The 26260-nt window shown below is 40.4% G+C and carries 26 protein-coding genes, 1 tRNA gene and 2 pseudogenes; 9 read left to right on the forward strand and 20 right to left on the reverse strand.

Features of this window, described 5'->3' with window-relative positions:
- Positions 1 to 93: 93 nt before the first annotated feature.
- The 15 genes from ACSFVZ_RS08210 to ACSFVZ_RS08280 all read right to left on the reverse strand — a co-directional run bounded on the left by ACSFVZ_RS08210 (position 94) and on the right by ACSFVZ_RS08280 (position 15651).
- The gene (locus tag ACSFVZ_RS08210) at positions 94 to 1080 is read right to left on the reverse strand and encodes a flagellin N-terminal helical domain-containing protein (protein ID WP_435558589.1); all 987 of its coding nucleotides are present in this window, start codon (positions 1078 to 1080) and stop codon (positions 94 to 96) included.
- A 426-nt stretch (positions 1081 to 1506) separates the two neighbouring features.
- Positions 1507 to 2490 (reverse strand): flagellin N-terminal helical domain-containing protein, encoded by a 984-nt coding sequence (locus ACSFVZ_RS08215; protein WP_435558590.1) that lies wholly within the window; start codon positions 2488 to 2490, stop codon positions 1507 to 1509.
- A gap of 345 nt (positions 2491 to 2835) precedes the next feature.
- Positions 2836 to 4068 carry a flagellar hook-associated protein FlgL gene (flgL, locus tag ACSFVZ_RS08220; RefSeq protein ID WP_435558591.1) on the reverse strand — a complete coding sequence of 411 codons (1233 nt, stop codon included), beginning with the start codon at positions 4066 to 4068 and terminating at the stop codon, positions 2836 to 2838.
- Between the two features lie 2 nt (positions 4069 to 4070).
- Positions 4071 to 6080 carry a flagellar hook-associated protein FlgK gene (gene flgK / locus ACSFVZ_RS08225; RefSeq protein WP_435558592.1) on the reverse strand — a complete coding sequence of 670 codons (2010 nt, stop codon included), beginning with the start codon at positions 6078 to 6080 and terminating at the stop codon, positions 4071 to 4073.
- A 13-nt stretch (positions 6081 to 6093) separates the two neighbouring features.
- Entirely contained in the window at positions 6094 to 7050 is a 957-nt protein-coding gene (flgJ, locus tag ACSFVZ_RS08230; RefSeq protein WP_135923826.1) for a flagellar assembly peptidoglycan hydrolase FlgJ, read from the reverse strand.
- Between the two features lie 204 nt (positions 7051 to 7254).
- Positions 7255 to 8349, reverse strand: coding sequence for a flagellar basal body P-ring protein FlgI (locus tag ACSFVZ_RS08235; RefSeq protein WP_435558593.1), 1095 nt, complete (start codon positions 8347 to 8349; stop codon positions 7255 to 7257).
- A 12-nt stretch (positions 8350 to 8361) separates the two neighbouring features.
- The gene (flgH, locus tag ACSFVZ_RS08240; protein ID WP_135923824.1) at positions 8362 to 9045 is read right to left on the reverse strand and encodes a flagellar basal body L-ring protein FlgH; all 684 of its coding nucleotides are present in this window, start codon (positions 9043 to 9045) and stop codon (positions 8362 to 8364) included.
- 15 nt (positions 9046 to 9060) lie between these two features.
- Positions 9061 to 9849 carry a flagellar basal-body rod protein FlgG gene (gene flgG / locus ACSFVZ_RS08245; protein WP_135923823.1) on the reverse strand — a complete coding sequence of 263 codons (789 nt, stop codon included), beginning with the start codon at positions 9847 to 9849 and terminating at the stop codon, positions 9061 to 9063.
- 21 nt (positions 9850 to 9870) lie between these two features.
- Positions 9871 to 10635: a flagellar basal body rod protein FlgF gene (locus ACSFVZ_RS08250; RefSeq protein WP_054553307.1), complete on the reverse strand. Its 765-nt coding sequence runs from the start codon at positions 10633 to 10635 to the stop codon at positions 9871 to 9873.
- Positions 10636 to 10784: 149 nt separating this feature from the next.
- On the reverse strand, positions 10785 to 12137 hold the full coding sequence (gene flgE, locus ACSFVZ_RS08255) for a flagellar hook protein FlgE (RefSeq protein ID WP_138557386.1): 1353 nt from the start codon (positions 12135 to 12137) through the stop codon (positions 10785 to 10787).
- A gap of 56 nt (positions 12138 to 12193) precedes the next feature.
- Complete coding sequence (locus tag ACSFVZ_RS08260) at positions 12194 to 12874, reverse strand: flagellar hook assembly protein FlgD (protein WP_135923821.1); 681 nt, start codon at positions 12872 to 12874, stop codon at positions 12194 to 12196.
- A gap of 13 nt (positions 12875 to 12887) precedes the next feature.
- Positions 12888 to 13319 carry a flagellar basal body rod protein FlgC gene (flgC, locus tag ACSFVZ_RS08265; protein ID WP_135923820.1) on the reverse strand — a complete coding sequence of 144 codons (432 nt, stop codon included), beginning with the start codon at positions 13317 to 13319 and terminating at the stop codon, positions 12888 to 12890.
- Between the two features lie 2 nt (positions 13320 to 13321).
- Positions 13322 to 13732, reverse strand: coding sequence for a flagellar basal body rod protein FlgB (gene flgB / locus ACSFVZ_RS08270; RefSeq protein WP_135923819.1), 411 nt, complete (start codon positions 13730 to 13732; stop codon positions 13322 to 13324).
- 134 nt (positions 13733 to 13866) lie between these two features.
- On the reverse strand, positions 13867 to 14697 hold the full coding sequence (locus ACSFVZ_RS08275) for a CheR family methyltransferase (protein ID WP_135923818.1): 831 nt from the start codon (positions 14695 to 14697) through the stop codon (positions 13867 to 13869).
- Between the two features lie 21 nt (positions 14698 to 14718).
- Positions 14719 to 15651, reverse strand: a complete 933-nt coding sequence (locus tag ACSFVZ_RS08280; RefSeq protein ID WP_135923817.1) for a chemotaxis protein — start codon at positions 15649 to 15651, stop codon at positions 14719 to 14721.
- Positions 15652 to 15793: 142 nt separating this feature from the next.
- Between ACSFVZ_RS08280 and flgA the strand changes: the two genes are divergently transcribed.
- The 3 genes from flgA (at position 15794) to flgN (ending at position 17322) form a co-directional block, all read left to right on the forward strand.
- Positions 15794 to 16498 carry a flagellar basal body P-ring formation chaperone FlgA gene (gene flgA / locus ACSFVZ_RS08285; RefSeq protein WP_435558594.1) on the forward strand — a complete coding sequence of 235 codons (705 nt, stop codon included), beginning with the start codon at positions 15794 to 15796 and terminating at the stop codon, positions 16496 to 16498.
- Positions 16499 to 16577: 79 nt separating this feature from the next.
- Positions 16578 to 16898, forward strand: a complete 321-nt coding sequence (gene flgM / locus ACSFVZ_RS08290) for a flagellar biosynthesis anti-sigma factor FlgM (protein ID WP_135926250.1) — start codon at positions 16578 to 16580, stop codon at positions 16896 to 16898.
- Positions 16891 to 17322 carry a flagellar export chaperone FlgN gene (flgN, locus tag ACSFVZ_RS08295; RefSeq protein WP_435558595.1) on the forward strand — a complete coding sequence of 144 codons (432 nt, stop codon included), beginning with the start codon at positions 16891 to 16893 and terminating at the stop codon, positions 17320 to 17322. The genes flgM and flgN overlap by 8 nt, the downstream gene beginning before the upstream one ends.
- 97 nt (positions 17323 to 17419) lie before the next feature.
- On the opposite strand, the gene ACSFVZ_RS08300 is transcribed toward flgN, so the two are convergent.
- On the reverse strand, positions 17420 to 17878 hold the full coding sequence (locus tag ACSFVZ_RS08300; protein ID WP_135923814.1) for an LPP20 family lipoprotein: 459 nt from the start codon (positions 17876 to 17878) through the stop codon (positions 17420 to 17422).
- A gap of 113 nt (positions 17879 to 17991) precedes the next feature.
- Here ACSFVZ_RS08300 and ACSFVZ_RS08305 point away from each other — a divergent pair, with 113 nt between their 5' ends.
- Positions 17992 to 19194, forward strand: a complete 1203-nt coding sequence (locus tag ACSFVZ_RS08305) for a flagellar assembly protein FlgT (protein ID WP_435558596.1) — start codon at positions 17992 to 17994, stop codon at positions 19192 to 19194.
- Here the strand turns inward: ACSFVZ_RS08305 and ACSFVZ_RS08310 are convergent.
- A complete protein-coding gene (locus tag ACSFVZ_RS08310) occupies positions 19165 to 20064 on the reverse strand; it encodes a LysR substrate-binding domain-containing protein (protein WP_235382555.1) in 900 nt (299 codons plus the stop codon). The two genes, ACSFVZ_RS08305 and ACSFVZ_RS08310, sit on opposite strands and share 30 nt — an antisense overlap.
- Before the next feature lie 110 nt (positions 20065 to 20174).
- Here ACSFVZ_RS08310 and ACSFVZ_RS08315 point away from each other — a divergent pair, with 110 nt between their 5' ends.
- The 4 genes and pseudogenes from ACSFVZ_RS08315 to ACSFVZ_RS08330 all read left to right on the forward strand — a co-directional run.
- Positions 20175 to 20903, forward strand: a complete 729-nt coding sequence (locus tag ACSFVZ_RS08315) for a glutathione peroxidase (RefSeq protein WP_138557383.1) — start codon at positions 20175 to 20177, stop codon at positions 20901 to 20903.
- 233 nt (positions 20904 to 21136) lie between these two features.
- The gene (gene nhaD, locus ACSFVZ_RS08320) at positions 21137 to 22570 is read left to right on the forward strand and encodes a sodium:proton antiporter NhaD (RefSeq protein WP_135923810.1); all 1434 of its coding nucleotides are present in this window, start codon (positions 21137 to 21139) and stop codon (positions 22568 to 22570) included.
- Between the two features lie 280 nt (positions 22571 to 22850).
- Complete coding sequence (locus ACSFVZ_RS08325; protein WP_435558597.1) at positions 22851 to 23510, forward strand: alcohol dehydrogenase catalytic domain-containing protein; 660 nt, start codon at positions 22851 to 22853, stop codon at positions 23508 to 23510.
- A gap of 14 nt (positions 23511 to 23524) precedes the next feature.
- Positions 23525 to 23914 (forward strand): annotated as a pseudogene (locus ACSFVZ_RS08330) (hypothetical protein); the annotation flags it as partial.
- 72 nt (positions 23915 to 23986) lie between these two features.
- On the opposite strand, the gene ACSFVZ_RS08335 reads toward ACSFVZ_RS08330, so the two are convergent.
- The 3 genes from ACSFVZ_RS08335 to ACSFVZ_RS08345 all read right to left on the reverse strand — a co-directional run bounded on the left by ACSFVZ_RS08335 (position 23987) and on the right by ACSFVZ_RS08345 (position 25937).
- Positions 23987 to 25351 carry a HipA domain-containing protein gene (locus ACSFVZ_RS08335; protein ID WP_435558598.1) on the reverse strand — a complete coding sequence of 455 codons (1365 nt, stop codon included), beginning with the start codon at positions 25349 to 25351 and terminating at the stop codon, positions 23987 to 23989.
- A complete protein-coding gene (locus tag ACSFVZ_RS08340; protein ID WP_205994302.1) occupies positions 25284 to 25646 on the reverse strand; it encodes a helix-turn-helix domain-containing protein in 363 nt (120 codons plus the stop codon). The genes ACSFVZ_RS08335 and ACSFVZ_RS08340 overlap by 68 nt, the downstream gene beginning before the upstream one ends.
- A gap of 223 nt (positions 25647 to 25869) precedes the next feature.
- Positions 25870 to 25937: transfer RNA gene (locus ACSFVZ_RS08345), tRNA-Arg, on the reverse strand.
- 90 nt (positions 25938 to 26027) lie between these two features.
- Between ACSFVZ_RS08345 and ACSFVZ_RS08350 the strand changes: the two are divergent.
- A pseudogene (locus ACSFVZ_RS08350) lies at positions 26028 to 26186 on the forward strand (ISAs1 family transposase); the annotation flags it as partial.
- Between the last annotated feature and the right edge of the window lie 74 nt (positions 26187 to 26260).

The raw sequence follows: 26260 nt of genomic DNA on the forward strand, positions 1-26260 counted from the left end.
GAGTCCTAGATTTATAGTTCTCTAACTCAGTTATCGTCCGATAAAGCGAAAGCTTTAGCTTTATTTGTAAATTTTTTAACTAATTATTAAATTTTAACCTTGTAGTAAGCTTAAAGCCGCTTGAGGTCGTTGATTTGCTTGACCTAAAATTGTTTGGCTTGCTTGTTGTAAAATTTGGTTCTTTGTTAGTGCTGCCGTTTCTGCTGCAAAGTCAGCATCTTTAATTCGTGATTTTGCAGCACTTAAGTTTTCAGAAATATTCGCTTGGTTTCGAATAGTAGATTGAAAGCGGTTTTGCACCGCTCCAAGTTCTGCTCGCTTTTTATCTACGACGGCAATCATTGCATCCATACCGGCTAACACAAACTGCGCATTTGCTTGTGTAGATACACTAATTGTGTCAGCATCAAACCTTGCTGCAAAGCTATCTGTTCCAGTAGCTATAGCTACGCCTGAAATATCTGACACCCCTGCAGCTAATGATGTTAATCCATTATCAGCTGTTGCACTTGCAACACTTGCAATACCTGAAAGAGTAAAGCCACCTTGAGCGGCTAAGCTTCTATTTTGAGTATCTTCAGCCGTATTACCAACAGATTGCATACTAAATCCAATTGTTTGCACTGCATCAGCTCCTACTTGAAAGCTAGCAGAATAACTACCATCAAGTAAGTTCTGACCACCAAACGTTGTATCTGAAGCAATTCGGTTTACTTCTGCTGATAACTGACGAATTTCTTCTTGGATAGCTAAACGATCTTCATCTGTATTCGAACCATTCGCAGCTTGCTGCGAAAGCGTTCTAATCCTTTGAAATGAACTAGTAATTTCCTCTAGGGCACCTTCTGCCGTTTGCGCAAGTGATATACCATCATTCGCATTTCGGTTACCCTGATTTAGACCAAGAATTTGTGATTGTAAGCGGTCAGAAATTTGCAAACCGGCAGCATCATCAGCCGCACTGTTGATGCGTAGGCCTGATGAAAGACGCTTAAACGAGGTATCTAAATCACCACCTGTTCTATCTAGTTGTCTTTGTGCGTTTAGTGCACTCACGTTAGTATTTACATATAAAGCCATAATAAACTCTCTTCTTATCTGTCAAAGTTAAGTCACTTTAAAAGTGTTTTGACAAAGTGGCTTACTAGGCGGCAATTCTAAGTTGCCTAAGGCAAAAAGCTGCCACTTTGCGTGTTAGTTAGTTAACTTGAATTAAATAGAGCAATAAATAGGCCAACTATTGATAAAATAGTAACAGAATGAAAAAAGGCTCCTAAAAGGAGCCTTGAAAGAGATAAGTTGAGAGTGGGTTAAATCAACACAAACTATGGCACAGTCTGTGCTTAGTATTTTATGTTCTTACAAATGTTAGAACACTACTGTCAGGATTTTGAGCGCCTCCGCTTTATAATCCGATCTTAGCGCCTTTGTTAATACCCCATTAGACAAAGGCGCTTTTCTTTTGAGTCAAAGTTTTGACTTCACTTCAACTCAAGTTACCAACTATTAACCTAGTAAGCTTAATGCCGCTTGAGGACGTTGGTTTGCTTGGCTTAAGATTGTTTGGCTAGCTTGTTGTAAAATTTGCATCTTAGTTAAGTTAGCTGTTTCTTGAGCGAAGTCAGTATCTTTGATACGTGATTTAGCAGCACTTAGGTTCTCAGCAATATTCGATTGGTTACGAATTGTTGATTGGAAACGGTTTTGTACCGCACCTAACTCAGCTCGTTTTTTATCAACTACAGCAATCATTGCATCCATACCGGCTAACACAAACTGCGCATTTGCTTGTGTAGATACACTAATTGTGTCAGCATCAAACCTTGCTGCAAAACTGTCTGTTCCAGTAGCTATTGCTACGCCTGAAATATCTGACACGCCTGCAGCTAATGTTGTTAACCCCTTATCAGCTGTTGCACTTGCAACGCTTGCAATACCTGAAAGAGTGAAGCCACCTTGTGCAGCTAAGCTTCTATTCTGAGTATCTTCAGCTGTATTACCAACAGTTTTCATACTGAAGCCGATCGTTTGCACAGCATCTGCACCAACTTGGAAGCTAGCTTCATAAGAGCCATCTAATAAGTTTTGTCCACCAAACGTTGTATCTTTAGCAACACGATTTACTTCTGCAGATAATGAGCGAATCTCTTCTTGAATCGCTAAACGATCTTCATCTGTGTTTGATCCGTTTGCAGCTTGTTGCGCTAGCGTACGTACACGTTGGAACATTGCAGTAACTTCGTCTAGTGCACCTTCAGCTGTTTGCGCTAAAGAGATACCATCATTCGCGTTTCGGTTACCTTGGTTAAGACCGTTGATTTGTGATGTTAAACGGTCTGAAATTTGTAGACCTGCCGCATCGTCAGCTGCGCTGTTGATTCTCATACCTGATGATAAACGCTTGAATGAAGTATCAAGTGAGTTACCAGAATTCATTAATTGTCTTTGTGCGTTTAATGAACTAACATTTGTATTTACATAAAGTGCCATGATATTTCTCCCGAAGTAAACTTATCATTTACTCTCAAACTTACTCTAATTAAGCGGTAACTGTTATTTGCTACGCTGCTTGGTTAATTAAGTTATCGGTCCGGTCAAAAAATCCTTTAGCGAATTTTTAAACAATTTTTCATTTTTTATTTAAACCGTTGTATTTAAATGAAAATTAATTTTAAAAATCTTTATCAATCATTTTAGAGTAGCTAAAAAATAGTTTTAGATATGTATTGTAGACGTTTAAAACTTTATAAATATTTCGCTCAAAAGGCTCTTTGGTAGGTAATTTAAAGCAGGTTTTAAAGGTTAAGCCCAAAAAATGAGCTTAACCTAGATTAATTATAGATAATCAAACAAAGAAAGATTGGCTAAACGACCGAATGTGGCCTGCGATGCCTGCAGTGCAGTCTCTTGTTTAGTAAGCTCTGTAATTGCTTCAGCCATATCAAGCTCAACTAACTCGGCTTTTGCAGCTTTGTTGTTTATATCAAGATCGCTATTAGACTCTTCAATTTTCTTTGCTGTGTTTAAACGGCCACCTAAACCGGCTTGAACCAGAGATACTTGGTTTTTAGCATTATTTAGCTGTACAACAGCATCGGCGAGCACCTGATCAAACTCTTCTTGCGTTAAGTTCGGCGCTGTCAGGCCAGCAATTAAATCATCTAAGGTATTAAGGGCATTCTCTTTTTGTGGTGCTTCTAGGTCTACATCAACTTGCCCGTTAGCAACAGGGTCAATAGTTACTTGCATTCCTTTAAAATTAATTTTGCCTTCATCAAAGCTACCGCTGCCAATTGTTACACCCGCTTGCTGTACCACGTAAGTATTTGGTGTACCTGTGGTGGTAATAAAGCTTAATGTATTTGCATTCGCTGCTGCAGCCGGATCAGCATTGTAGTTAGATTTATGGAAGCTATCAAAATCGCCCTGCTCTGTGACATAAATTTTAGAACTTGTGATACCACCTGACACAGTACCGTCATTTGACGCTACATTTAAACGGGCATTTACTTTTTCGAACGTATCAAAACCATTATCACTCGACTTTATTTCTACACCTTCGGCCACTTTAATTTTGTGCTGACCTTGGTCACCACCGTATTCGTAACGACCTGATGCACTGTCATAGCTATAAGTAGGCGTATTATCTTGGTAACCAGAAAAGATATATTTTCCGTCTTCGGTTTTTGCATTCATTAAATCAAGCACCGTGCTTTGCAATGCTTTAACTTCTTCAGCAATACCTTCACGGTCGATATCACTGTAAGCACCATTACCTGCTTGAATAGATAATGTATAAGCAGATTCAAGTGCGCCTTTGATGTTTTGCAGCACACTTTCTTCCGTCGTTAAACGACTATTCAGCATAGTGATATTTTTTGTGAACTGTTCATTACCTTGAATGCGGTCACTATAAAGTAACGCACGTGCAGTTGCTGAAGGATCATCCGCAGCAGTTAAAACGCGCTTTTGGGTATTAACCTGCTCTTGTGCTTTATTAACATTTTGCTGTGAGTTAAGAATAGAATTAAGGTTATTCTTATACATCATATTATTTGAAATACGCATAATTACCTCGCCGCACTTAATAAGGTGTCAAAAATAGTACGTGCTGTTGCAAGTACCTGCGCTGATGCCGCATAAGACTGCTGAAAACGAAGCAGGTTTGCCGCTTCTTCATCAAGGTTTACACCAGATAATGACTCGTACCAAGCTTCAGATTGATCAGCCAATGCGGTAAAGGCCGCACCATTGGTTTGTGCTTGGCTCGTAACAACACCAATATCAGTGACAATGCCAGAGTATGCTTGGTTGAATGTTTTATGATTATCAGCGGTGCTGCTTGCTTCAACATTTTGACGCACTAAGTCGCCAGTTTGTAAGCCTGCCAGTAATAAACCATTACGATTATCATCAAAACCACCTGTGTTAAATTCAAGCGTAAAAGTATCGCCGGTAGCAGGTGTGCCTTCTATATTAAAGTCAAAACCGTAGCTATCATATGGCGCCCCTGCTTGCGCAAGAATATTCTCTGCCGGAGGTGTGATTGTAAAGGTGCTAGTACCGTTACCATCTGTGATTTGATACTCGTTAGCATTCGCCGTTTTTACTAATGTTATATCGCTATTAGCCAAACTAGGTGGGGGCCCCACTGTAATACCCGTCGAGTTTGCTATGTCAGTAACCGTACCCGGCGAAATATTGGCGTCACCGGTATTGTTTATATCATTTTGAGTACGTATGGGCGAAGCAAGCGCTAAGTCTTCAGGACGCTCAGTTGCAAGCTCTAACGTTGTTGCTGCTTGTGAGTTAAGCTTCACCATAAATTGGTCACCGGCATTTGCTGTGCTTGATACATTAAGCTGTAAACCAAACGCTTCACCGCCTGTGATGGTTGATGAATCAATCACCCCTGCCGTCACATTCGCTGTTGACGCTGTGCCAATTGGCTCACCTTTATTATCAATAGCTTGAATTTCGACAGTGGTAGCACTGGTATAGGTGATAATAAAATCACTTGCTGGCAATTCGCTGCCTTTACCTGGTTCAACCGTTGCCGTCATGGTTGATGAACCGGTATTGGCTTGGTAGCTAAATGCATCAACGGTTGGAATAGCAAAAATATCGCCACCAATTTCACCATTGGCGTCCATACCTAGGCGGTTTTGCTGATTGAATGCATCTGCCAGCGCTAAGCCCATTTGACCAAGTTGATTCTGGGCAGGGACTAAAATGTCATCACGAAAAGCAAGCAGCCCACCAATTTTGCCTTTTAATTTACTTACATCAACTTCAAGCGGCACGGCTTTGCCACCATTGACGTCGAGCTTTAACTCTTTAAAGTTTGGATCGGGGTCGCCACTAAATGAAAACAGGTTAAATGTACCGCTTTGCATAACAAGTGCTTGACCTGAGCCTAAATACACTTGTTTTTCGCCGTTATTACCATCAAGTGTTTCAATATATATCAACTCTGATAAATCACGAATTGCTTTATCACGCTCATTGTATAAACCACTAGAGACTGACTCACGATCAGTACCATGAACCGCCGCAATTTTAGTATTCAAATCACTAATATTTTGGATAAGGTTATTCGCCTCATCTGAGAAGATTTCTAATTGTTCATTCACAACCGCTTTTTGATCAACCACGATGCTCGATAACCTATCCATCTGATCAATCAAGTTCTGTGCATCAGTCATTACTAGTGAACGAGCGACTCTTGATGAAGGCTGATTTAAGCTTTCTTGTACGTTGTTAAAAAACGAGTTGATACTGGTCGATAAACTGTTTGATTCTTCTGAAAACAGGCTATCGACTCGGCTTGCTTCAGTTACAAACTGATCAAAGAATGCCTTATTTGAGGTATCACGATTTAATTGCTTTTGGGCAAACTCATTTAACAAGCGATACGTTTCGCCACGACCCACTTGGTTGTCGATCATGGTTGTGAACTCAGTGCGTTCACGCACATAGCCTTCAGTATTCACATTCGCTATGTTTTTACTGGTGGTTTGTAAAAGCTCAGAATTCGCTCTTACACCGGCATTAGCAATGTCATATAAGCTAAATGACATGAGGGTTTACTCCTTAACGTACCAATGAAGCAGCGACACTTTGAAGCTCAACACGCTTCAGCACCTGCTTTATTTTATCGGCATAATTTGGATCAGTTGCATAGCCTGCTTTTTGTAACGAATCTAAAAAGGCAGCAGGTTCTGCAGTGTTTTTTAGTGCTTCTTCGTAACGTGGGTTTTCATTTAAGAAGTCAACGAAGTCATTCACACTGTCTTTAATTGATTGATATGCGCGGAAACTTGCTTGTTTTTTAACAGGCACGCCTTGTTCAAACTCAAGGGTAAGCTTACTTGCTTTATCACCTTGCCAACGCTGATCTGATTTAATATTGAATAAGTTGTTACTGCTTGTACCATCCGCTTTGCTGATGATGTGTTTACCCCAACCCGTTTCAAGTGCGGCTTGAGCAACCATAACCGCCGGATTCAGGCCAATCTTTTGTGCAGCATTTTTGGCATGTTCCCAGATAGAACTAATAAACGATTCAGCATCGTCAAAACGATTATTAGCCTGCTCATTTAGCTCAGTATCTGTAACCGATTTAGTTTGAGCATTAGCATCATCTTGCCCTCTTGCTCGTTTATCACTATCAAACTCAGTCGTCGTTCTTAGTACTGAGCCTGGGGTAAACTGTTTACCGTCTGGTGATAACTGCTGAACGATTAAATCAGCTAAGCCTAGCGAGCCATTCGACGACAACTCGACTGAAAGCTGTTGGTCATGCATTTCTTCAAAGAACTTCACGCCACTTGAATTAAATGGGCTATCTTTATCTTCGAATGCCTCATTGGCTTTACGCATACTTTTAAGCAGCATTTGCGTAAAGATAGATTCGAATTGTGCCGCCGCTTTTTTCAGCGCCTCTTTTGACGCATCGCTAGAGGCATCACTTTTCAGGGCACTTTGACGTAGTGAGTCTAAGTTACCTAAATCAAAAAAGTTTTGCTTGTCGAGATGATTAGTATCCATCAGCTTTTTGACACAATAGTTAATAATGCAAATTAAAATGCAAAAATTGCGCCAATAAAAATCTTTAGAAATGAATAGCTAATAAATGATATTGGTTTTGACTAACTTTAAAACAATAGTTTTAGCTAATGCTTGAAGAGTGAAAGATATAAAAAGTGCTAAAAGATATGAAAACAAAAAACGCGCCCTAGAGCGCGTTTTAATTTAAATGATAACCAGTTGCCCGTTTATCGCCCCCGCTTCTTTTAAAGCTTCAAGTATTGCCATTAAGTCACCCGGTGCAGCCCCAACCTCATTGATTGCGCGTACGAGATCATCAAGATTAACACCTGGATTAAATACAAAAGCACGTGAGTCATCTTCATTCACATCAATAATGCTTTGATTGGTAACTGTGGTTTCACCCTCACTTAACGCATTTGGCTGCGATACATTTTGCTGCTCAGCGATCGTCACCGTTAATCCACCATGCGTAATAGCCGCAGGCTGTAGCTTCACGTTTTTGCCAATCACAATGGTACCGGTACGAGAGTTAACAATAATTTTCGCTGCTGTGTCTGCAGGTTTAAACTCTAAGTTTTCAAGAGTAGACAAATAAGCAACACGTTGAGACGCATCTCGCGGTGCTAACACGCGTACTGAGGCTGCATCGATTGCCTGGGCACTATCAGGGCCCACTAAATCGTTAATGGTTTGCTCTAAGCGCTTTGCTGTTGTGAAATCTGGACGATTTAAATTAAAAGTAATGTAATCGCCTTGCATAAACGGGCTTTTAATAGCACGTTCTACAATTGCACCATTTGGAATACGACCTACTGTTGGTGTGTTAATAATAACTCGGCTACCATCAGCACCTTCAGCACCTAGACCGCCCACAACTAAGCTGCCTTGTGCAATCGCATAAGTATTGCCATCAACCCCTTTTAAGAAGGTTTGTAATAAAGTACCGCCACGTAAACTGCCCGCACTACCTATAGACGAAACCGTAACATCAATAGTTTGCCCAGGCTTTCTAAACGCTGGAAGCTCGGCGTGCACAGCCACCGCTGCGACATTCTTTATTTTGGGTTTTAAGCTATCAGGTAAAGTGATACCAAAGCCATTTAGCATGGCTTTAAAACTTTGTTGTGTGAACCGGCTTTGCTCACCTGTGCCTGGCAAACCAACAACAAGGCCATAGCCTACCAACTGGTTAGAGCGTACACCCTCAACCATAGACACATCTTTAACTCGCTCAGCTTGAGCAGAAAACTGCAGGCTGATTAAGCAAAGAGCAATAATGTATTTAAACCCATTCATGACTTTGTTCCTCTAAAATGGGAAAAGCGAACTGCTAAAGAATCGAGAAAGCCAGCCAGCACTTTGTGTTTCTTGCATTTGCCCTTTACCAGAATATTGTATACGTGCATTCGCTATACGGTTTGACGTGACTGTATTACTTGCTGAGACATCTTCTGGACGAACTAACCCTTCCAAACGAATAAACTCTTCACCGGTATTTAACGTGAGCCACTTTTCACCACGGATCACTAAGTTTCCATTAGGTAAAACGCGCATCACATTGACAGAGATATCACCAAATAGACTATTCGATTGATTCGACTTTGAGTCACCTTTAAATGATGACCCTGAACCAATGCCAAATTGAATGCTGTCACCACCAATGTTAACCGGATTACCACCTAACCCAATTACAGGGTCTAAGTTAGCATCTGTTTCTTTATCGGTTTCGGTTTTTGCTGCTTTGGTTGCTTGCGTTGACTCTTGCAATTTAACAGTGATGATATCGCCAGCACGCAGTGCCTTTTTATCAGAGTACAAATCGTTTGATGTATAGCTATCAAACAACGATCCTGTTGGCACCATTTGTTCTGTTGTAGGCTCTGGGTACATAGGCGCATAGTAAGGGTCATCCTGAACCACATGATGATTTTGCGTTGTTATACAACCACCCAGCATAAATGCTGCTGATGTGACTAAGATAAGATTACGCATGCTGCCTCCTACGACTTATAACTGTTGATTGATGTAACTAAGCATTTCATCCACTGCTGAAATCACTTTTGAATTCATTTCATAAATTCGTTGCGTTTCAATCAGATTAACCAGCTCTTCAGTTACATTTACATTTGACGTTTCAAGCGAACCTTGTACCACAGTACCTAAACCATCAATCCCCGGATTACCTTGCACTGGTGCGCCACTTACAGCTGTTTCTGTGTATAAGTTTTGCCCCATTGGCTCAAGACCCGATGGATTGATGAAGTCTGTTATAGTGAGCTGACCAATTACCACATTTTCTGCCTGACCTGCTACACGAACAGATACTTCGCCATCTTGTGACACCGTAATTGATTGCGCATCATTTGGCACATTCATTTCAGGTTGCAACGGGAAACCCGCACCTGAAGTTACGATACGACCGTCTTCATCTGTCGTAAATTGACCATTACGTGAGTAAGCAATATTGCCGTCAGGTAACTGTACTTCAAAAAAACCTGGTCCTGAAATCATCCAGTCCAGTGAGTTTTCGGTCGTTAACATATTACCTTGCGAAAAGTTCTTTTGGTTTGCTACAACCTTAGCACCGGCACCAAGCATTAAACCTGATGGCATTTCAGTATCTTGAGACGAACGACCACCTGGTTGATTAATGTTTTGATATAGTAAATCTTCAAATACGGCGCGGCTTTTTTTGTAACCGACCGTGCTGGCATTCGCGAGATTATTTGAGATCACCGAAATATCGGTTTGCTGGGCGTCAAGCCCGGTTTTACTGATCCACAATGCTGGATTCATAACTCTACCCTCTCAGTCATCTTAAACAATGCGTAACAGCTGATCTTGACGCTCATCAAGCTCTTCGGCTGTTTTCATCAATTTAACTTGTAATTCAAATTGGCGTTGGTTGCTGATCATGTCGACCATTTCATGGACTGGATTAACGTTCGACATTTCAAGCGTACCTGACAGTACTTTTACATTGGGTGAAATATCACAGAACCCACAAAGATCATTGACCAACATATCTTCTTTTGGTCTAAATAAACCGTCATTACCTTTTTCAAGCTGAGTGTTATCAGCTTCGATCACTTTTAAGCGGTCAACCACTTCTAAAAAGTTGGCAGGCGCACCTTGCGGGCGCACTTGGATCGCGCCATCTTCGCTAAACTCAACCTTCTCAATTGGCAAAGGCAAGATAATAGGCCCGCCCTCGCCAATAACTTGACGGCCATGGCTGGTGATCAATGCGCCGTCAGGTGTGATGTTTAGTGTGCCTGTTTTGGTATAAGCTTCGTTACCTGATGCATCTTGCACACTGAGCCAACCACGGTCGCTCATGGCAATATCAAGCTCTCGGCCTGTCTCAACGAATCCACCCGACTCCATATTTGAACCAGGACGCTCTTGCATCGCAAACACACGTGATGGCAAGCCTTCACCAAAAGCCTGCATGGAACGCGCTTGTGCAAAATCAGCTTTAAAGCCAGTGGTGTTAGCATTAGCAAGGTTGTTAGCCTTTAACTCAAGACCACGCAAGCTTTGCTTGGCACCAGACATGGCAATGTAGACCATTTTGTCCATAACATTGACTCACTAAAAATACGATAACTAAAGAAATGCAATAAAAGTGCCAAAGTAAAATTGACGCATAAACAGGATGGTAAAAATGAAAAAAGGCTGCCAATTGAGGGAGCAGCCTTCGTGTCGGATTAAGCTCAGAGCCGTTAAGGTTAACGGATCTGTAGGATGTTTTGTTGTAGTGTTGAGTTAACTTCTAATGCACGTGAATTTGCTTGGAAATTACGTTGTGCACTGATCAAATCAACAAGTTCACTTGTTAAGTTAACGTTTGACTGCTCAAGAGCTGATGAGTTAATTGAACCTAATGTACCTGAACCTGGTTCACCGGCAATTGGCTCACCAGAGGTTAAGCTTTTCTTCCATGCCGTGTTACCCACTTGCTGTAAACCTTGTGAATTAGAAAAGCGCACCATTGCCACTTGGCCTAAGAATGAAGTATCACCATTACTGTAAGAAGCAACGATTTTACCATCTGTACCAATATCAATACCTGATAGACGACCTACAGTCGCACCATCTTGCTCTAGCGCTTTCACTTCAAAGTTACTTGCATATTGAGTCGGTATTTTATTCGTTGTACCAGCTTCATCGCGCCAATTGATGTTTACATCATCAGGGAAACTCGCACCGTTAGATAATAAACCAGATATACCGCCTGAAGGTATTGTTAATGGATTAAACGTAGCATCAGTATTTGGAGTCCCACCAGTGCTTTGAGGTAAACCACTTGAGTCAAACTGAAAAGTTGAAATAGGTGTATATGGCGACACAGTTTGCTCAGTACCATTAGCAGCAAACGGCTTTTCATCAAGTGTTGCAAACACTTGCCATTCATTGTCATTACCAGTCACTGCTGCGTCAGTTTTAACAAAGAAGAACTGTAAAATGTGTGGCTCACCTAAAGAATCATACACCGTTGTTGATGTTGAACTGTTGTACGATGCACTTGTCTCTGGGTCAAATGGTGTAACTGCTGGCGTTAATGCACGCGAATCTAAGTTAAACGACGAATAAACATTGGTCGTAGCGCGTGGAGAACCTGATGCATCAGGAATTTGTAGCGCAGAAGAGGTGCTTAAACTAACAGAAGTTGTATCACCCGTTGCTTCATCAACAGGGAAACCTTGTAAGTAGTTTCCGCTAGCATCCACAATAAAGTTGTCTTTATTAAGTTTGAACGCACCAGCACGAGTATATGTAAAATCTTGTGCACCTAGGTCATTTGCCATGGCAAAGTAACCTTCACCAGTAATTGCTAAGTCCAGTGAGTTATTAGTGAAAGATAATGAACCTTGGTGGAATTGCTGTGCCACCATTGTAGTTCTTACGCCGTCACCATTTTTAGTTTTACCTGAGCTAAATACTGATGATGCGTACACATCAGCAAACTCAGCACGAGACTCTTTAAAGCCTGTGGTGTTAACGTTAGCAATATTGTTTGCTGTTACATCTAAGTCTTTTTGCGCGGCAGCAAGGCCGGTTAATGCAATATTGAAGCTCATAAGTCACCTCTAAAGTGTCAATCTGTAGCACTAGGCTAACTAGTTAATCTGTGTAATTAAGCGATTTCTGCAACATCAGTTAGCCTAACCGCGCCTTCTTTAGTATTAATAATAATGCCGCTAGATCCATTGATATTAACGCTTTCAATATTTTTGAAAGTCGCTAAAGGTAGACTGCTATAGTCACCATTTTGGAATCCTTCAGCTTTAACTTCGTATTCGCCTGGAGGCAAAAGCTCTCCATCGTCATTTTTACCATCCCACTCAAAACGAACTGCGCCAGCCGATTGAGCGCCCATGCTGATGGTACGTACAAGTTGACCTGACTCATCAGTAATGCGAAGCGTAAGATCTTCAACAGGCGTTTCTGCAATTGCCGAACCTTTAGCAACGTTACTACCATCAAAATCAATCGTATTTGATTCTAATAGTGCTTGTTTACCAACTAAGGTCGAAGCTTGTAATGCCGAGTTCGATGTCATTGACGCAGTAAGTGCATCAAATTTTGAGTTTAAATTCGAGATCCCTTCAGCCATGGTAAAGTTGGTCATCTGAGCAATCATTTGATCATTATCAGCCGGCTTGCTTGGGTCTTGAAACGACAACTGTTGTGTTAAAAGCGAGAAGAAGTCTTCTTGCGTTAAAGTGTCATCTTTCTCTTCTGGTTTGTTTTGATTGTCCTGCCAACGTAAATTATCTAAATACGTGGATGACGCACTGCTGATGTCGTTACTCATAACTTATCCTCGGTTACCGCTGCCCAAGCAACAGTGTTTTACTTAACATTTGCTTAGCTGCATCAGCAACTTGCACATTTGTTTGGTAAGAGCGAGAGGCAGAAATCATATTAGCCATTTCTTCTACGACATTAACGTTAGGTTTGTAGATATAACCGTTTTCATCCGCACTGGGGTGATTAGGGTTGTACTCTATTTGCAGAGGCTTATCGCTCTCAACAATACCCAACACTTTTACGCCAACAGAAGAGCCCTGAGGATTGCTTTGTGTTGCTGACGCTTTTGTCAACTCCGCAGCAAAAACAGGATGGCGCGCTCGGTATGTTTTGTCTTGACTAGAGCTAATCGTATTCGCATTCGAGATATTACTTGCTGTTGTATTAAGACGCACATTTTGCGCGCTCATACCAGTGCCTGAAATATCAAAAACATTATATAAACTCATGATTAAGCTCCTTGACTACCGAGGGCTTTTTTAAGGCCTTTAATTTTACTACTCATAAATTGCAGGCTTGCCTGATACTCTAATGAGTTCTGTACATACAAGTTTCGTTCCACTTGTATATCAACTGAGTTACCATCACCTGTATCTGCTTGATTTGGCGTACGAAACATTTCTGCGTTACCAACAAATCGACTGCCACCGGCAAGGTGTTTTGCGTCAGTTCGCACCATGTTATTGCCGCCTTGCTGGTTGCTTTTTGCCGCTTTTAGAGCCGCCGCAAAATCGATATCTTTTGCTTTGTAGCCCGGCGTATCAGCATTAGCGATGTTTGTCGCTAATAACTCAGCGCGTTGTGAACGGATCAACATTGCATGCGGGTGCACACCAAATGCTTTATCAAAACTGATAGCCATAACCATCTCCAAAAAATTGACTCTGCTAGTGCAGATGCAAAAGGCAAGCCAAAATTAACTAGATAGATAAAGCACGGTAAGCTTTTGAATAATAAATAATTTAGCAACCTAAGAGCTAGGTTGCTAAGAAGAGATTACTTTTTCTGGTAGATAATACCTGGGTTACAACGAACCATCTCGAAGCTATCACTTAAGCCAGCCATAGATTCAGATGCCCCTAAAAATAAATACCCTTTTGGATTAAGGGCCTGAGCAAATTGAGAGATAATCTTTGCTTTTACCTCTGGAGAGAAGTAGATCAGTACATTGCGGCAAAAAATGATATCAAACTTGCCCATTAAGGCGTAAGAATCTAATAAATTCAAATGCCTAAAGCTCACCATTTTTTTGATTGGATCAATCACCTGCGCCATGCCATTGCCGCTGTCTTTAAAAAACTTTTGCCGTCTTTCAATTGATAAACCACGGGCCAGTGCCAACGAGTCATATTCAGCATTTTTACACATATCAAGCATGGTATTAGATATATCAGTGCCGATAATCTGCGCGCCCATTTTAAGTACGCCAGGGTTTTTCGCCTGAAACTCAGCAACCGACATAGCAATTGAATACGGCTCTTGGCCTGATGAACTTGCCGCTGACCAGATTTTTAGTGGCCTACGCACATCTTTCAACTCAGGAAACAGCTTTGTTTTGAGCAATTCAAATGGGTATTGATCACGAAACCATAAGGTTTCATTCGTCGTCATCGCATCCACAACAGCAGCACGAAGCTGTCTTTCATGTGGACTGAGCGTTTTACTAACTAACTGCGATAGAGACTCAACATTAAAGCGCACCATTAATGGCGCAAGACGACTTTTCACTAGGTAAAGCTTATTGTCGCCTAACACAATGCCACACTGTTGCTCTAGAAAAGAGCGAAATTGATCGTATTCGCTTTGTTGTAAGTGCTTATTTTCCAAAGTAATACCACCTATAAATAATTAATCACAATGAACCCACTTTTTAACAGCCGTTGCTAATTCGTCAGGGTTAAATTTTGCAATAAAATCATCTGCACCTACTTTTTGGATCATTGCTTGGTTAAATACACCGCTTAAAGAAGTGTGTAAGATCACATGCAAAGGTGATAATTTTGGATCCGCTTTTATCTCTGCCGTAAGGGTATAACCATCCATTTCAGGCATTTCAACATCTGAAATTAATAACCCTACGCGTTCGGTAATATCATTTTGGCAATCGAGTTTTGCAATCTCACGTAACCGTAATAAAGCCTCTTTACCATTTTTAGCGAGTTCAGTTTGCACACCTAATGGCTCAAGCGCTCGTTTAACTTGGTTTCGCGCAACAGCAGAGTCGTCTGCTATAAAGACAATACGTTCACCTAAGTCTCGCTGGATTTCACCATCACCCACTACTTCTGCACTTACTTCTGTATTTACAGGGCAAATTTCATTCAAGATTTTTTCTACGTCTAGAATTTCAACCAGCTCGTTTTCGATTTCGGTGACCGCAGTTAAGTAAGAATAACGACCCGCACCTGATGGTGGGGGCATTATTTTTTCCCAATTCATATTAACGATACGTTCAACACCGCCAACCAAAAACCCCTGCACAGAGCGGTTGTATTCGGCAATGATAATAAAGCTGTCTTTGATATTTTCGATAGCAGGACCGCCAACGGCCATTGATAAATCAATGACTGAAATAGTCTGACCGCGAATGTGAGCTACGCCTCGTATATAAGCATTAGATTTGGGCATGTTTGTGAGTGGTGGGCATTGCAAAACCTCTCTCACTTTAAACACATTGATACCAAAGCGTTGTCGCCCTCTGAGTTTGAATAATAGTAATTCAAGGCGGTTTTGCCCAACCAACTGCGTGCGCTGGTTCACTGAGTCTAAAATGCCTGCCATTTCAATCTCCTAAAGATAAACAATCAGAGCCGGAACAATAATTGCTTTCTTTGTGTTAAAGCTACATAAGGTTACAAAGCGTCTGTTTTTTGACGCAAAATATTTATACCTTGTTTTCAACCATAAGCATAGTCGAAACAATATGAGTTTGTTAAAAAAAAGCCGAAGATACAGTGTTTTTTATTTCCTTGCTAGCTTGTTGTCCATTACACAAGTGCATGCAGAAGTATATAAAAACGAGCAGCTTCAACAGATCGCTATCGATTTTGTTAGTGAGCAGCTTACTGATCTAGAAAGTACACCACAAGTGAGTGCATTGCCGCTTGATAGCCGCATACCCGACAGAGCGTGTGAATCACCTTTAAGTAAAGAAGTACCAACAACACCTCCTTTTAATCGGCAGGTAACTGTACAACTTAAGTGCGAAGATATAAATAGTTGGACCCAATACGTACACGTGCGCATCATTGAGCTTGAGCCTGTGGTTGTTGTGACAACTCATTTAAGCCGTGGTGAAGTGATCAGGGCTGAACATTTACGCCTTGAAATGAAACCAAAACAGTTTGTTAGAACGCAATATGTGCAAGATGAGTCTATACTTATTGGCAGTCGAATTAAGCGCAATTTGCGTGACGGTACACCAATTGTAATGAGTCAGGTTTGCATGGTTTGTAAAGGCGACAACGTGACTATTTACGCTTCACTACGAGGCCTTAGAATTAAAACGACAGGCATTGCCCTTGAAGATGGTACGTTAGACGAATTAGTGCGTGTAAAAAACAAAAAATCAGGTAAAGTATTAAATGCACGTGTGGATGGTGTCGAGTCTGTTCAGGTAAATATTTAATTTTTTATATTTATGCTAAAGTATCCGCTCTGCCTGCCGATATAAAGGCATATGTTGGGTAATGTATAGGTCAAATATTATGGTAAGCAATGTCAATAATGGTCAACAACAAACCTCTGTGTTGACAAATACCAAGCAAAAAAAGCTTGATTTACAAAAAGATAATGCTAACGCTGCTGAAGCTAAGTCAGCTGCGCCAAAAGCAAGTGCAGATTCTGTAAGCTTAACACCTCAAGCTAAACAGCTTAAATCTTTACAAGAAAAAGCAGAGCAATCGTCTGGTTTTGACAGTAACAAAGTTGCCGAGCTAAAAAAAGCAATTAGTGAAGGTAAATACCAAATTGATGCTGAAAAACTAGCGAAGAACATCGCCGCATTTGAGTTTGATGTCTATGGCTAATCTTAATCATTTAATTGCCAGTAAACTAACACAACAAGTTTCTTGCTTGGAGTCTATTGCTGCGCTTTTAGATGATGAACTCAATGCAATCGCATCGAAACGTGGCGAAGGGTTAAAAAGTATTGCCCAACAGAAAATCTCTTTGCTGCAACAAATTCAAACTATCGACAAAGAAGTGCAGAAACTATCAGTCAATAATGATTCTAAAGATGACGACGTTACTGCTCTTATTAAGCAAGTGAACAGCCTACTTGCTGAATGTAAAAAGAAAAACGATGTTAACGCTCATGCTGCGCATCAAGCTCAACTAAGTGTTAAACAACTTAAAGATATCTTAATCGGTTCGCCTTCATCGATGACCTACGACCAAGGCGGCAGTGTGGTTCAAGGCGACAAAACAATTGTACATAACCTAAAAGCCTAGCAACTGATATTAAATTGAATACAAAAATAAAGCGCGATAATACCAAATTATCGCGCTTTATTTTTTAGAGCAGATTATACATTTCTGATGTTGTAACCTAGTAATAGGTTACTTTTTTAACTTCGCGTGGTTTTATTTCGCCAATATAAAGGTCATGTACGCGTTTCATATCAAGTTGTAATTCTGTTGCGTAGGTATCGCCTACTGCATAAGTTTTTATAACCTGCGCACCTTTTATTACACCTAATACCTGGCTTTGTAATTGATCGTTTTGAGCAATACTATTTTGCACTGTTGTGCCTGCGGAAATTTTTTGCCCATACACTTGCTCAGCAAGTTCACGGTAAGCTTCAAGCTTTGACGCTTTAATTGCAAGTAAGGTGCGTTGCGACTCATTGCTACTTGGTTGAGCGCTAATTGGCGCGTAACCTATTGCTTTTAGTACTGGATAATTATCAGGCTCTACATAGCGATACTCGACATGCTTGTCGAAAATACTGCTGCAGCCTGTTAATGCTGTGCAGGCAACTAGCCCGCTTAATAAAAGTGCTCGCATAATTTGCTTCCGCTTAGAACTCATTTCTCGTAAATATGCACGTTTAATGCCACATCTGGTACAGTCCTTGCTCATTTACCTGTAATCTATGAGTATCAATGCTAGGTGTCAGCATGAAAGTTAAAATTATGGCAAATATAAAATGGCTTGGTTTAGTCAGTGCAATTGTTTTTTCAAACAATAGTTTAGCTCAATGGTTTGAGTCTACAGGGCATGCTACGGTCAAAAATGGTGATACTAGTCAAGCAAAATCAGCCGCGATAAAAGATGCGATAACGCAAGCTTTAGTATTCTCTGGCGCTCGAGTTTCCTCTGTACAAACCTTAGTTGACGGGGTTTTGACACAAGATCAACTAAAGATCAGTAGTCATGGTGAAATACAAAAAATTGAATTGATCAGCGAAAACCGCCATAACGACACCTATGCCATTACCCTGCGTTTAGATATTTTCCCACAAGCTGAAGAGTGCCCAGCAAATCAATACACTAAATTTATTGCAATTACACAAAGCCAGTTGGCTAATCGTGAACAAGCTCGTATGGGCCAAATTTTTGACGTAAACAAAGCGATTAGTGAGCACCTGTATACCAGCTTAGAGAACACTCAAATGGCTGCTAAACCCACGGCTTATTATAATTTGCCGCTTAGAGTCGATCATTTCTTTACACAGCAATATGACTACAGTAATGCATTACTTGAAGAGATCACCAGCCGCAGCAATTCGCAATATGTATTGTTAAGTCGTATTCGCGACTTATCGGTCAACCATAAAATCAATAACGACTATGCTTTTTGGCAAGACGATAGTTTTAAGCGCGCATACAAAGTTGACTATGTGTTATTTGATGGCACGACATACGAAAAACTTTGGCAAAAAAGCTACCAAACAGAAGGGATTTGGCCATACAAAAAAACCGAAATTATCGATGTTTACAGCGACCGATTTTGGGCAACCGATTATGGCAAAGCCATTACCGACATAAACCAAACATTGACCTATGACTTGCAAGCAGTTATGGCTTGCTTGCCTACTCAAGGTAAAATTCTACATATTGAAAACGATAGGCTAATCATTAATCTTGGTAAAGCGCATGGTCTTGAACAAGGGCAAATACTAAATATTGCACATCATAATTACTTAACCGATGCGCAAGGTAACAAGTTGCCCCATAAGATAACCACGTTAAACCAGTTAAAAGTTACACAGCTTTATCAGCAGTCTGCGGTTGCAATAAGTATTGACCAACAGCCACTGCCAAATATTCAGATTAACGATATTGTTGAACTAGCTGGAAAAGAGCAAATGAGCTTTTAAACCTTCATGATGGCTTAGCCATTGCGCTAACAGCTCTACTCCAGCAATATGTGGGTAATGCTTACGCGTTGCAATAACCACATGACGTTGCTGGTTTGGTTTCATCGTAAGGTAATTTATTCCTGCACGTGCTGTACATGCTAGTTTTGGTACAAAGGTAATGCCGTCATTCATCGCCACCAGCGCAAGTAAAGTTTCGATGCTATTACCTTTGTACTGATTAGACACTTCAACTCCTGCCGAAAAACAGAACTGTTCAGCTTGCTCTTTAAAGCAATGCCCCTCGTTTAGCATTAAAATATCGCATTCGTTTAACTCACGCAGTGCCACCTCTGTTCGGCTTGCAAGTGGGTGTTGTTCAGACACTGCCACTAAAAAATCTTCTTTATACAAAGACGAAATATGATAGCTCGCTAAATCTGGCACATCAGCGACAATCGCAATATCAATATCGCCGGCATCGAGTGCTGTCAGTATTTGTGCGGTTTGCATTTCAATAAATGAAAATTGTGTTTCGTTGAAGGCCTGCTTCATTGAAGTTAACAAGGTCGGCAATAAATAAGGCGCGATGGTAGGAATAATACCAACATTAACCTTCCCCTTGAGTGGATCGTGAGAGCTTGCCGCCAACTCTTTAAGCACCTTAGTTTGTTCAAGGATGAGAGAAATTTGACTAAGTAAACGCGTTCCTTGTGCAGTTAAGGTTACTTGTTTAGTAGAGCGATCAAATATTGTCACTCCAAGCTCTTGTTCAAGCTTTTTAATTTGTCCACTAAGAGTTGGCTGACTGACATAACAAGCATCTGCGGCTTTACGAAAGTGTTTAAACTGCGCCACCGCTTTTACATATTCAAAATCTTTTAAATTCATCGCAAACTCATCAATAGTTTTTAACTATCATATCGATAAAAACAAACGATTGGAACTATTAAGCTATGGGCGACATAATAGCACTCAACAAATCAAGAGGAATTAAAACAATGCTAAACAATATTGAAGGTCAAAAAGTACCAAACGTTACATTCGCAACCCGTGTAGACGAGCAATGGAAGTCAGTAACTACTGATGAAATTTTTAAAGGTAAAACGGTTGTGCTATTTGCATTACCCGGTGCATTTACACCAACTTGCTCATCAACTCACTTGCCACGTTACAATGAACTTGCAGGTGTGTTTAAGCAAAATGGTGTTGATGACATTGTGTGTATATCAGTAAATGATACCTTTGTAATGAATGCTTGGGCACAAAATCAAGAAGCGCAAAACATCACCCTATTACCAGATGGCAACGGCGAATTTACTGATGGCATGGGTATGCTAGTCGACAAAAACGACTTAGGATTTGGCAAACGTAGCTGGCGCTACTCGATGCTAGTGAAAGATGGCGTTATTGAAAAAATGTTCATTGAGCCACAAAAGCCAGGCGACCCATTTGAGGTATCTGACGCTGATACAATGCTTGAATATATTAACCCAGCTCAAGTAAAGCCTGAGCCAGTGAGCATTATTACTAAACCTAACTGCCCATTTTGCACAAAAGCTAAGGCATTGTTAGACAGCAAAGGTTATGTTTACGAAGAAATTATTTTAGGTAAACATGCTTCATTAACGAGTTTAAAAGCCATTTCAGGCCGTGAAACGGTACCACAAGTATTTATAGGTGGTGAGCATATAGGTGGTTCTGACGATTTAGAGAAACACTTTGCATAATTTTCAAGTTAGGGCTGCACTATGCAGCCCTTTTCAATTCAAATCCCCACAACTTATTGATTAATTTATAGATTAATCAACTGGTCTGCTCTCGCCATCATCCATATTTATATTCAAAATACTAACCTCTTAGTTACTAATTTGTTACATAACCAAAAGAATGAATCTAAAATGTCTGCAGCTACATGCACACAACCCGTAACGAAATTAAAATGAATTAATTGGAACATACAATGAAAAAACTACTACAAGGATTGATCCTGTCCTTGCTAAGTTTCGCTGGCCAAGCTCATGCTGCGTCAACCGGTACTATCGATCTACTCACCCACCCTGTTGGTATTATCTGCCTTGTCATTTTTATCTTCGCTTATGTACTGGTTATCCTTGAAGAAAAAATCCATCTACGTAAGTCAAAACCCGTTCTTGTTGCTGCTGGTATCATTTGGACATTAATTGCTTGGCAATACAGTGCTTACAATATGTCAGACTTGAGCACAGATGCATTTCGCCATGCCTTGCTAGAGTTCTCTGAACTGATGCTATTTCTATTGGTCGCCATGACCTATATTAATGCCTTAGAAGAGCGCAGACTGTTTGATGGCCTACGTTGTTGGCTGGTCGCCAGAGGCTTTAGTTATAAACAATTATTTTGGATCAGTGGCGTACTGGCATTTTGTATTTCACCCATCGCCGATAACCTCACAACAGCGCTACTATTGTGTGCAGTCGTAATGAAAGTTGCCGCAAATGATAACCGCTTTATCGCCATGTCATGCATTAATATTGTGATAGCAGCCAATGCCGGCGGTGCATTCAGCCCGTTTGGAGACATTACCACGCTAATGGTTTGGCAAGCTGACGTTGTTGAATTTACAGAGTTTTTTGTATTGTTTTTACCTGCTCTTGTGAGCTATATCATTCCAGCGGCGGTAATGTCATTATTCATCAATAATAAGCACCCTGATACTGTCGACGAAGATATTGAATTAAAACGCGGTGCGCTACGAATCTTATGCCTGTTTTTATTAACAATTTTAACCGCCGTAGTACTAAAAACAGCCTTTGGCTTACCTCCTGTTGTAGGCATGATGATGGGTTTAGGTTACTTACAATTTTTTGGTTACTTTTTACGAGTCACCCTGCCCGGCTCGCTTGCCAGAAAACGCGCGATGGCAGAGCGTGAAGGAGATAAAGAGCGCTTGTCTCGCCTAGGTAACGTTGTTCCTTTTGATGTATTTAGCCGGGTATCACGCGCTGAGTGGGATACATTATTGTTCTTCTACGGTATTGTTATTTGCGTCGGTGGTTTAGGGTTTATAGGCTATTTAGCACTGCTTTCTGATTTACTTTATACGAATTGGTCTGCAACTGGCGCAAATATTATATTAGGCTTGATGTCAGCGGTAGTAGATAACATTCCTGTGATGTTTGCTGTTCTTCAAATGATGCCAGAGATGTCTCATGGTCAATGGCTTTTGATCACCCTAACAGCTGGGATTGGCGGTAGTTTACTATCGATAGGTTCAGCCGCGGGTGTTGCACTAATGGGCCAAGCACGAGGGATTTACACATTTAATAGCCACTTAAAATGGTCGCCTGTCATTTTACTGGGTTACTTTGCTGGTGTATTTACTCATTTATACCTCAATACTGCCTATTTCGGCTAAGCCTTAAAAATGTCAAAGTTAAAACCCTGATGGTTAGTTTAGGGTTTTAACTTCAATTCTATCGACAATTAAAGGCTTACTCGTTTTAAATTCGCACCAAGAAGCCAATAAATACTCATGAGCATTTTGTTTTAAAAAATCATAAATGAAGAATTTATAAACAGCATTGTCGCAATTTGTTGTATTTTTGGCGTAAAAAGTCAAGATATCACCAGTCACTTTACTTTAGTCTAGAGATCGAAACGAAGAAACTTCTTCGTGATTGATCGAGGACACACAAATGACCCAAATGAACTCTGTTGCCATGCAAAATGGTAAACTGCATGTAAAACAAATTGATATTCCAACACCAGGACCAGGCCAAGTACTCGTAAAAAGCCTTGCTTGCGGTATTTGCGGTTCAGATATTCATATCACCCGCCATACCAGTGATGTATTTGATATCTATAAAAACTTGGGCATCATGGCAAACGATGCAGGTGACGACCAAGAAGTATTACTAGGTCACGAGTATGCGGCAGAAATCGTCAGCTACGGCCCAAATACCAAAGGCGAACTTGCTAAAGGCACCCGTGTAACCTCAGTGCCAATCTTACTCTCTGCGGGCGGTGCTGGCGTGGGTGTAACCCCGGGGCTGTATGGTGCCTATTCTGAATACTTTATCGTTGATGAAGCTTTGTTATTACCTATTCCTGATGCAGTACCATCAGAAGCTGCAGCCATTACAGAACCCCTTGCTGTTGGCTTGCATGCGGTAAACCGCGCACAAATGAGTAATGACGACATAGCAATCGTGGTTGGCTGTGGCCCAATTGGCCTTGCCGCAATTGCAGCACTTAGATTGCAAGGTGTTAAGCATATTATTGCCTCAGACCCACAAGAGAGTAAAAACACGTCGCTCTTGAGTTTGGTGCGACTGAATATGTTAACCCGACCCTAGATGATGAAGTAGCCAAAGCAGCAGCCCTTGCAGACAATAATAAAGTGGTTATTTTTGAATGTGCTGGTGTAAGCCGCTTATTAAACGACTACATTTTACGTGCGCCAGCAAAAGCAAAAATCGTTGTAACAGGTGTACATACCGCGCCACTAAACGTTAACTTTGCCTATGCCACAGTGAAAGAGTTAGACCTTATTTTCTCTTATTACTACCAGCCAGAAGAGTTTGCACAATCACTTGAAAACATCGCGTCAGGCAAGATCGCATGGCAAAAAATGCGTACTGGTAAAGTCGGCATAGACGGCGTACAAGGTGCGTTTGACACCTTATTTAAACCAAATGACCATATCAAAATCATCATTGAACCATGGCGCACAGGTGAGCTTGAAAAAGTAACGGGTTAATTTAGTTTAAAAACCAGTAATAACCCTGCAATTTAGAAATTAACAATCAAACGTTAATTTCTAAACTGTAAACTATAGTTCGATATCAGGGATTACAGTTGCCTGTTCAAGAAAGTGCTCACAACGTGCATTAACTATATCAAAGTAATGCTTTAAATATGACACTTGTGATTTTGAAGGGCTATCAACAAGCGATATCGCCTGTTGTAAATTATTTTTAATACTTGTCGCTATTTTAGTTAGATGGCTTTGTAGTAACTTTTTTGAAATTCCATTTTCATCTGCAAAGTCAACTAACTGATAGGCATTAATTGCATCAGGGTCAAACTCATCTCCTATACTCATAGCTAGATCCTGTTCAAACTCTGGATACATTTTAACGTTTACTAAATCATAAAATGGCGCAGGGATTAGACCTGATTTTTGCACAAAAAAGCTAAAGTTTTTGCCATGTGCATCTGAGTTGTAGATACAAAGATTAAATAACGCCCACTTTAAAATTTCAATTTTTGCCGCTATTGGGTTTTCGCAGAGTTTAGATAGCGCAAACAATTTTTCAAAGCTTGCACCATCACGAATGTGACGAACATCTCGCTGTTTACCTAAATTTCTTTCGTACTTTTTATCAACCCCTAAATTACAAGCTTGGCATGCATCAATCATATGCCTGCGCTTTACACTTTCAGGGCTAAACAATTTTCTATCGAATCTTTCTACAAGTAATGCAGGGTGGTGATCAAAATATTTAAGTTCAACCTTTGCAACACTTAGCCCAGCTAGTTTTGCAAGTTTCATTGTTACAAATTCATTTATAACAAGATGTTGCTGATTATTCTTTTCAAACTTAATAATATGGGTAGAACAAAGGTCTCCTTCACCAAAACCTAACTTGCCATCAACTGACAATACATTTAATTTTGATTGAACACCTGCTACTGACAATCTTGGCTTACCGTCCCAGACTTCCAAATGCCAAAATTGAGGATCAGATAACTTTTTGATCAGTTCAGCATCACTAATAGCGATAAAGTTACTTTTTACTTTATCGTTTAAAGCACCTTCAGGTAAAAACATCATAGCCCCAGAGGTATCTTTACCAATTCCACCGATCTGAGCAAATACATTCGTCCGTGATACCCCTAAGTAATCTATTAAATAATCTAGCCCCTTATTTTCGGGTAGTAAGTTTTGTAAAAAACGTCTGATACTGACAGAAGGTATGTCATGTCCAAAAGGTAAATGAGGAGATATTGGAAAGCCCTCATCCACCCACTCTTGTTGATAACTCAATGATAAATTATCGCTTTCTCTAGAAAGATGTAATTTACCAACCAGCTTTTGGCTATAAATTATATCGAGCGTATATCTATCAGACCCAGACGTCATTCTCATCCTCCAGCGGTGAGTTAGCTGTGCTATCACTTTGCCATGGCTCAATTGATATCTTTACGCCTAATGCCGAGACAACTTTCATTAACGAGGCCACTTTTACATCAGCACTACCTTGTTCAATATTTATGTATGTCTGCTTTGATATACCCGAAAGTAATGCAGCGTCAGTTTGCGTGATATTGCTTTGTGTTCTCTTCGCTTTAATAACGTCACCAAGCAAAGAAGGTGTGAACGCCCTACTTAAATCTGGGGATTTACTCGCTTTAACTTTCTTTGCCATCACAATCTCAATTTGAACAATGTTTCTATTAAAGTCTAATCTATCAGACTTTAATTTCAACCTACACCATAAATCTAAATAAAGTCTACCTTAAAAGACTTTTACAGTTTTAAGACTTAAAAACCAAAATAAAGTCCAATATAGTAGACTTTATATGTAAATAATTACAATACCTCTATTAAAGTCTACCTTGATAGACTTTAAAAATTTTCAGTATTACTTTGGTCATTACTAATTACATTTATGGTGAAATTATTGGGGGTGATATTCAAAAAGTGAGATTTGGTAGCCCCTACAGGAATCGAACCTGTAACTGCCCCTTAGGAGGGGGCTGATTAAAGTAATTTAACTATTAAATATCATATACTTAAAAATCAATGGTTCAGAATTGTGGTTCAAAAAGCTTCCCTAAATATACTAAATAATAAGTAACTGGTGCGGAGTTGCCAGCATCAATTGGTATTAGGCCAAACGGCAGTCGATGGAAAAAGCAATGAAATAATAGCGATCCCCGAATTATTAACGATGCTGGACATTGAAAGTAGCATCTTCATATTGGACGCGATGGGATGTCAAAGCGAGATAGCAAAACAAATTATTTATCAAAGCGGATTAAATTTTCGGCCTTTAGGGTAGGCCCTATGGTCGATAGAGTTCAATACTTGATGGCATAA

It is taken from the genome of Pseudoalteromonas nanhaiensis, from assembly GCF_051235485.1.
Lineage (GTDB): Bacteria > Pseudomonadota > Gammaproteobacteria > Enterobacterales > Alteromonadaceae > Pseudoalteromonas > Pseudoalteromonas lipolytica_C.